General features: G+C 71.5%; 5 protein-coding genes. 2 read left to right on the top strand and 3 right to left on the bottom strand.

Translation table 11 applies throughout. The annotated features are described in order from the left end of the window. Positions 1-65 precede the first annotated feature (65 nt). On the bottom strand, positions 66-293 hold the full coding sequence (locus tag FL311_RS38795) for a hypothetical protein (RefSeq protein WP_141332687.1): 228 nt from the start codon (positions 291-293) through the stop codon (positions 66-68). Positions 294-481: 188 nt separating this feature from the next. Here FL311_RS38795 and FL311_RS38790 point away from each other — a divergent pair, with 188 nt between their 5' ends. After that, positions 482-745, top strand: a complete 264-nt coding sequence (locus FL311_RS38790; RefSeq protein WP_141332686.1) for a hypothetical protein — start codon at positions 482-484, stop codon at positions 743-745. A 161-nt stretch (positions 746-906) separates the two neighbouring features. Here FL311_RS38790 and FL311_RS38785 read toward each other — a convergent pair whose 3' ends face one another. Beyond that, positions 907-4,284 (bottom strand): ATP-binding protein, encoded by a 3,378-nt coding sequence (locus FL311_RS38785; RefSeq protein WP_141332685.1) that lies wholly within the window; start codon positions 4,282-4,284, stop codon positions 907-909. Then, positions 4,281-5,849: an ATP-binding protein gene (locus FL311_RS38780; protein ID WP_228557366.1), complete on the bottom strand. Its 1,569-nt coding sequence runs from the start codon at positions 5,847-5,849 to the stop codon at positions 4,281-4,283. Before FL311_RS38780 ends, FL311_RS38785 begins: the two co-directional genes overlap by 4 nt. Positions 5,850-6,267: 418 nt before the next feature. On the opposite strand from FL311_RS38780, the gene FL311_RS38775 reads away from it, so the two are divergent. Further along, positions 6,268-7,593, top strand: a complete 1,326-nt coding sequence (locus tag FL311_RS38775; RefSeq protein ID WP_141332683.1) for a hypothetical protein — start codon at positions 6,268-6,270, stop codon at positions 7,591-7,593. Positions 7,594-7,708 lie beyond the last annotated feature (115 nt).

The following is a 7,708-nucleotide window of genomic DNA, read 5'->3' as shown; positions in this document are numbered from 1 at the left end:
AGGCCAGGAGGCGCCATGGAAGGGGCGTTTCTAACCGTCCTGACCTCGCGAGGCGAGCGTGGATCTCACGTCCAGGGCGGGGGCCAAGGCGCCGCGTGGCGCTTCCTGGTCGACTTCGGTGACGGGCCCACCGCCACGCCGGGGTGGAACAACCTCCACTCCGGCTCCACCCGTTCGTCGTTGAGCAACCGGGTGGACGGCGCGGGGGTGGGCTCGGGGCCGTCGCTCCAGCTGACGGACGGGTTCTGGCAGGGCTGGACGGGCGCCTGCAGCGGCGGCACCACCGCGAGCACCGGCTATCCCGCGTCGGCCACGCGGGACACGTTCTTCCTCGGCACCAACGAGGGGACGACGGACACGCAGGCGCAGGTCCGCCTCTGTGGGCTGGCCATCAACGGCACCTGGCTTCCCGCAGCGCTCGGACGCGAACGCCCGACAGGTCGCCGCCATCGTTCCCTTCTCGGGAGGGCGCGTCCACAGCGTGAACGGCGTGTCGCGCATCTGCCGGCTGGCCACCGAGGACGTGCCCGTGTGGACCTTCCACGCGGCGGACGACGGCACGGTGCACGTGAGCGACACGGCTGCGGCGGTGAACGGCCTCAACGCCTGCTCGCCCCCGTCGGCGCCGGTGGTGACGCGCTACGAGAACGTGGGGCACGAGGCCTACTCCCGGGCCTATTACACGGACCACACGTACCACTCCCCGAACCTCTACGAGTGGCTGCTCGCGCAGCCGCGTCCGTAGGGGATGACCCGAGGCCCCGCTGCTCGTACGGAGCGGGGCCTCCGCGCCTGCTGGACGCGCCGCCGGAAGTCGAGGGTGTCCACGGTGAGCCGCGACGCGTTCTGGCGGGCCGCCGTGCGTGGGGTGACGGCCGCTGCTTCGACGGACCCGATGGGGCCAGCTCAGCTCGTGCCCTGGTCTGACGCCAGCCGGGGCAGCACGGCGATGAACGTCGTACCCTGGCCGTCCTGGGACGTCACGTCGACGGTGCCCCCGTGGGACTCGACGATGTGCTTCACGATGAAGAGCCCCAGGCCGATGCTGCGCCCCGTGTTGCTGTCCGCCGTGCGGGCGCGCTGGAGCGGACGGAAGAGGCGCGCGCGGGCGTCGTCGGGAATGGGCGGTCCCTCGTTGTGGACGGACAGGACGACGCGCGGTGCTTCGCCTTGGACACGCACCGTCACGCGCGAGCTGGCGGGGCTGTATTGGAGCGCGTTGCTCACCAGGTTACCCAGCACCTGGGCGATGCGGTCCGAATCCCACTCACCGAAGGCATCCCCGTCCGACTCCACGCGCAGCTCCCGCTCCGGGTGGCTCATCTGCAGCTCCTCAATCACCTGCTGTGACAGCTCATGCAGGTCCACGGGCCGCCGGTGGATGGGCAGACCTCCGCCCAGGCGCACCTGGGTGAAGTCCAGCAGGTCATGCGTCATCCGCACCGCGCGCTCCGCCGAGGCCTGGATGCGCAGCACCGAGCGCAGGTTGCGCTCGCTCAGCTCCTCCCGCCGGGCCAGCACCGACGCTCCCAGTTGAATCGCGCTGAGCGGGTTTCGCAGGTCATGGCTGACGATGCCGATGAGCTGCTGCTCGAACTCCGCGCGCCGGCGCGTCTCGGCCTCCTGGCGCTTCTGCTCGGACAGCTCGTGCGCGATGACGGCCACGCCCACCGGCTGGCCCGTCCGGGCGTGGGTGAGGGTGGAGATGGCGTAGCGCACGGGCAGCCGCGCCCCCGTCCGGAGGTTTCGCGCCTGCAGCTCTCCCTCCCAGCGCCCCTTCGTCGCCACGCCGGGCAGGAGCGTGTCCTGGACGAAGGGACGGTCCTCCTCGGGGAAGTAGTCCAGCAGGGACGTGTGGCGCGCCGCTTCCTGTCCCGCGACGCCGAGCAGCCGCTGACCGGCCTCGTTGAGATACGTGATGCGGCCCTCGGTGTCCGCGATGCCAATCGCATCCGAGCTCTGCTCCACCACGACGGCCAGGGCCTGCCGCGCCTGCTCGACCTGGCGCTTCTCCTCGCGCGCCCTGGCCACGGCGAGGTTGCCCTCCACGCGCGCGAGCAGCTCCCGCGCGGAGAAGGGCTTCACCAGATAGTCATTGGCGCCCGCCTCCAGCCCCTCGACGGTGGCCTCCTCACCCGCCCGGGCCGACAGCAGGATGACGGGGAGGTCCGCCGTGACGGGCGAGGCCCGCAGCGCGCGCAGCAACCCGAAGCCATCCATCCCCGGCATCATCACGTCGCTGAGCACCAGGTCCGGCCGTCGGGCCCGCACCTGCTCCAGCGCCTCATGCCCGTTGGCGGCCGTCTCCACCGCGTAGCGTCCGCCCAGCAGGCGCTGGACGTAGTCGCGCATGTCCACGTTGTCATCCACCACGAGCACCGTCGCGCTGGCATGGGGCGTCCGGTCCTCACGGCGCGCAAGCGGGGGCGCCTCGTCGTCGGTGACCTCGATGGAGGCCGGAGCCTCCAGCCACGTCCGCGCTTCGCTCACGAAGGCCCGGAGGTGGGTGGTGTGGCCTGGCTCCTGGGGCTTCAGGTGCCCGGCGGGCAGGTGCGCATGGCCCAGGGGCAGCCCCACGGTGAAGGTGCTGCCATGTCCCTCCACGCTGCGCACGGCGAGCCTGCCCCCGTGCAGCTTCACCAGCTCCTGCACCAGCGCGAGCCCGATTCCGCTGCCCTCGTAGCTGCGCCCGTGCGCGCCCTGCACGCGGTGGAAGCGCTCGAAGATGCGCGGCAGCTCCGCTTCGGGGATGCCGGTGCCGGTGTCCGTCACCGACACCTCCACCCCGTCGTCCTTCGCCGCGCACGCGACGCGAATCTCCCCGGCCAGCGTGAACTTGAAGGCGTTGGAGAGCAGGTTGAGGATGACCTTCTCCCACAGCTCGCGGTCCACCCAGACGGGCTCGGGGAGGGGCTCACACGACACGACGAGCCTCAGGCCGGCGCGCTCCACGGTGGAGCGGAAGGCGCTGGCCAGGTCCGCCGTGAGCGCGCCCAGGTTCGTGGGCGCGAAGGAGGCCCGCGTCCGGCCCGCCTCGATGCGCGAGAAGTCGAGCAGCGTGTTGACCAGCTTCAAGAGCCGCAGCCCGTTGCGGTGCACCGTCTCCTGGCGATGCCGCTGGCGGGGCCCCAGCGGCTCCTCGACGTCGCGCAGGCCGTCCTCCACCGGGCCCAGCATCAGCGTGAGCGGCGTGCGGAACTCGTGCGAGACGTTGCTGAAGAAGGTCGTCTTGGCCCGGTCCAGCTCGGCCAGGGCCTCCGCGCGGCGGCGCTCCTCCGCATGGGCCCGCGCGGTGGCCACCGCCGTCGTCACGCCGCTGGCCACCAGCTCCAGGAAGCGGCGATAGGCCGCGTCCAGCGCCCGACGGGGGCTGATGCCCAACACCAGGAAGCCCAGGGGCAGGGCTTGTCCGGGACGGGGCATGGGCAGCACCACCACGGACGTGGTCGGCTCGGGCCAGGGGCCTCCGGGCAGCGGACCCAGCGGCTCGGGGAGCTGCTCGAGTCGCAGCGCCTCTCCGGTGCGCGCCACGTGGCCCAGGGGCCAGGTGTCCGGGCGGGGCTCCTCGTCCAGGGGGATTCGGGCGGGGGCCGCGCGGCTGTCCGACGGCAGGCCGCTGAGCGCCACGAGGCTCGCCGTGCGCTCCGCGTCGTCGGTGAGGTAGAGCAGCGCGAGCGGCACGTCGTTCAGGTTGCCCGCGAGCACGCGCGCCATCTCCCGGCACGTGAGCTCCGGCGTCGCTTGTCCCAGGGCCGCGGCGCTCAGCTCGGAGAGCGTGCGCAGCCTGCGCTCGTTGAGCACGCGCTCGGTGGTCTCGGTGAGCGCGGCGAAGATGCCGCCCACGCCGCCGGACTCGTCGCGGATGGGGTTGTGGCTGTAGGAGAAGTAGCACTCCTCCACGTAGCCGTTGCGGTCCAACGGCATCATCAAATCTTCCACGCGGATGGGCTCGCCGGTGGCCTGGATGCGCTCCCAGCCGGGGGCGAGCATGGTGTCCCACACCTCCGGCCAGGTGATGGAGGCCTCCTGTCCCAGCGCGGCGGGGTGCTTCGTCGCGACGCAGATGGGACGGTAGGCGTCGTTGTACATCTGCACGTAGCGCGGGCCCCACGCCAGGTAGAGCGGGTAGTTGGACGCCAGGACGATGCCCACCGTGGTGCGCAGGGACTGCGGCCAGCGCTCCACCGGGCCCAGGGGCGTCTTCTCCCAGTCGATGCGTCGGAGCAACGCGCCGCACTCGCCGCCGCCGCGCAGCACCTCCTCCACGACTCGGGGGCCCCTCATCGCGCCAGTCCTCCCGCGGCGCTCTCACCCGACACCCGGCGGGGCAGGTGCACCGTGAAGGTGGCGCCCTGGCCCGGCGCGCTGCGCACGTCGATGGTGCCCCCCATGGCCCGGACGTTCTGCCGGGTGACGTACAGCCCCAGGCCCAGGCCGCCGTAGTGGCGTTCGGAGACGGCGCGCTCGAACTTCTCGAAGATGCGGTCCATGGCCTCCGGCGGGATGCCGATGCCTTCGTCCCGGATGCTGAACCAGGCGTGCTCCGCGGTGCGTCCGGTCCGCAGGTGGACGGGGTGGCCCTCGCCGTACTTGAGGGCGTTGGAGAGCAGGTTCGACACGGCCTGCTCCAGCCGCGCGCGGTCCCACTGGCCCACCACTTCGCCCAGCTCCGTGTGGATGGGGGTGCGGGTGCGCTGGGATTCGGCGTTGAAGCGCAGGGCCACCTCGTGGAGCAGCGCGCCCAGGTCCACCGGCTCCGGCTCCAGGCGCAGCTGGCCTCCGCTGATGAGCGTGACGTCGAGCAGCTCGCCCACCAGCGTGGACAGGCGCTTCACCTGTCGCTGCATGACCTCCAGGTCCGCGGGCAGCCGCTCCTGCAGCTCTTGACGGCGGCCTTCCCGGGCCACGCGGGCCAGCGTCTGGAGCTTCAGGTGGAGCGGCGTCAGGGGCGTCTTGAGCTCGTGGCTGGCCACGGCGAGGAACTCGTCGCGAATCCGGATGGCCTCGTCCATGGCGGACAGCAGTCGCTCTCTGTCTTGTTCGACCTGTTTGCGGTCGGAGATGTCGATGACCGAGCCGATGTAGCCCAGGAACTCGCCCGCCGGTCCGAAGCGGGGGCTGGCCGAGTCGATGGCCCAGCCGTACTGGCCGCTCCTGTGTCGCAGCCGGTAGTCGAGCTGGAAGGGGAGGTGCTCGGCGTTGGCGGCGAGGAAGACGGCGCCCGCGCGCTCGGCGTCGTCCGGATGCACGGCGCCGAGCCAGCCGAAGCCCAGGCCCTCGGCCTCCGTCTGCCCGGTGAACTCGTACCAGCTGCGGCTGAGATACAGAGAGCGGCCGGTGACGTCCGTCACCCAGAGCATGACGGGGGCGTGGTCCGCCATGTTCCGGAAGCGGGCCTCGCTCTCCTGGAGGGCGCGTTGGGACGCCTTCTGGGCGGTGACGTCCCGCATGGTGACGAAGACCCGGTCGCTGCGCTCCGGCGAGGGCCGGGTCAGGGTGAGCATGACGTCGACGTGGCGGCCTCGCAGCGTCTTGAGCACGGTCTCCAGCTCCAGGCGCGTGCCGCCTTCCCAGAACATGACGAGCTCGTCGGTGAATGCCGCGGCCGTCTCCGGGAGGAAGACGCGGGAGAGGGACAGGCTGCCCATCACCTCGTCACGGCCGCGCGCCTCGAGCAGGCGGGCGGTGGCCTCGTTCACGTCCAGGACCTCCACCCAGCCCGCGGCCTCCATCACGAAGCCGGGATGCTCCGCGAGCCAGGCGCGCAGGTCCGTGACGCCCGATGCGCGCAGGGCGTCGAGCGCGTTCGTCACGGCGGTGAAGTCCTCCACCCAGAGGGAGACATCCACTGCGTCGAAGAGCTCCGCGTCCCGTGTGCCCCTGGCTGTTCCAGCCCCACCCAAATGTGCCTCCTCGGTACCCCGCTCGCGTGGCCCTGGGTTATCAGCCCGGCCGGGTCGGCCGTGTCACAAAGATTCTGGAGTCGCCAGGAGTCAACGAACAGGCAGCTTCCGGGCGTCCACCGCTCGGACGCCTCCTCGGTGGGCCGGCGCCGGACGCCCGCCCGGACGCCCGGGAGGCCGGGCCTGGCTCCGCGTGGCGCGGAGGCGCACGGACGATGCGATGCGCGTGCGCTCCCGTGTCCGCGACGCGGTGGAATGACTTGTCATTGATAGGGATTGGAGGACGAGGCTGGAGAGGGCAGGGGCCCGCCCACGCGCTGGTTTCGGGTGACCCCCGTGGCGCGAGGCACTAAGAGGGGCCTCCATGTCCCGTCCCTGGGCGACATACGCGCTGCTCTTGCTGGGCTTCTTCTCGGTGCTGGCGGCGTTCCCCGTCTACACCCCCTTCGACTCCAAGCTGACGCTCCCCACCACGTTGTCGCTCCTGCGCGAGGGGAACATCGCCCTGGACGAATACGCGCCCACCTTCCAGGTGCACCAGAACGGCCTCTTCGAGCGCGACGGCCACTACTGCAACTACTTCCCCCTGGGCCCCTCGCTCGTCGCCGTGCCCATGGTGGCGCTGGTGGATGGCTTCGTGCGGCTCGTCACCCCTGTGGGCGGCCTCCACCCGTCCCTGGGCAGGTCCCTGGCCCACTGGCGCCACCTCCACGACACCACCGGCCTGGTGGACCTGAACGCGTGGAACGAGCCGCAGCGCTACTTCGCCTCCGCGGTCACGGCCCTGGCGGGTGTCGCCATGTTCGTGCTCGGCATGTCGCTGAAGCTGTCCCGCCGTCGCGCGCTCCTGCTCTCCGCCGTCTTCGTCTTCTGCACGCCGCTGCTCTCCACCGCCAGCCGCGCCTTGTGGCAACACGGCCCCTCGCTCCTGTTCCTCACCCTGTCGCTCGTCTGCCTCGTGCGCGCACGGGACAATCCCGCCGTCGTCGGCTGGGCGGGCCTCCCGCTGGCGCTCGCCTACGTGATGAGGCCGACCAACGGGCTGTCCGTGCTGCTCTTGTCGCTCTACGTCGTGTGGACCTACCCGCGTCAGGCCTGGCGGTTCTTCGCGAGCGCGCTCCTGGTGGCCATCCCCTGGGTGGCGGTGAACCAGGTCCACTACGGCTCCGTGCTCGCGCCCTACTACGAGCCGCAACGCCTGGAGTGGTCCTCCTCGCGCGTGGCCGAGGCCCTGGCCGGCAACCTCGTGTCCCCCGGCCGCGGGTTGTTCGTCTTCACCCCCGTGCTGCTCTTGAGCGCCTGGGGCCTGTGGCTGGACGTGCGCGCCCGGACCTTCACCCGCCTGCACGCCGTGCTGCTCGCGGTGGTGGCGCTGCACTGGTTCTCCATCTCCACCTTCCCGCACTGGTGGGGAGGGCACTCGTATGGCCCGCGCTTCTTCACGGACATGGTGCCCTACCTCGTCTTCTTCCTCGTCCCCGTGGTGCGCTCGCTCCAGTGGAAGGGCCCCGAGGCCCGGCGCGGACTGACGGCCACCTTCGCGGTGCTGGCCACGCTGAACCTGCTCATCCACATCCATGGCGCCAGCTCGCGCGCCGTGTATCGCTGGAACAGCCTGCCGCTCGACGTGGACGAGCACCCGGAGCGGCTCTGGGATTGGGCAGACCCCCAGTTCCTCGGCCGCCGCTGAGACACAGGGCCCCCCGTGCCCTGGTTGGCTGGGGGGCGCTGTCCTATCCTCGCGTGGTGCATCCCCGGTGCACCGCACCCTGTCCCAGGAGCCCCGCCCGTGCCGACGTCCGCCC

Source organism: Myxococcus sp. AB025B (genome assembly GCF_006518215.1).
GTDB lineage: Bacteria > Myxococcota > Myxococcia > Myxococcales > Myxococcaceae > Myxococcus > Myxococcus fulvus.
The sequence above is the reverse complement of the archived record's forward strand: the minus strand, read 5'-3'. Positions and strand labels throughout refer to the sequence as shown.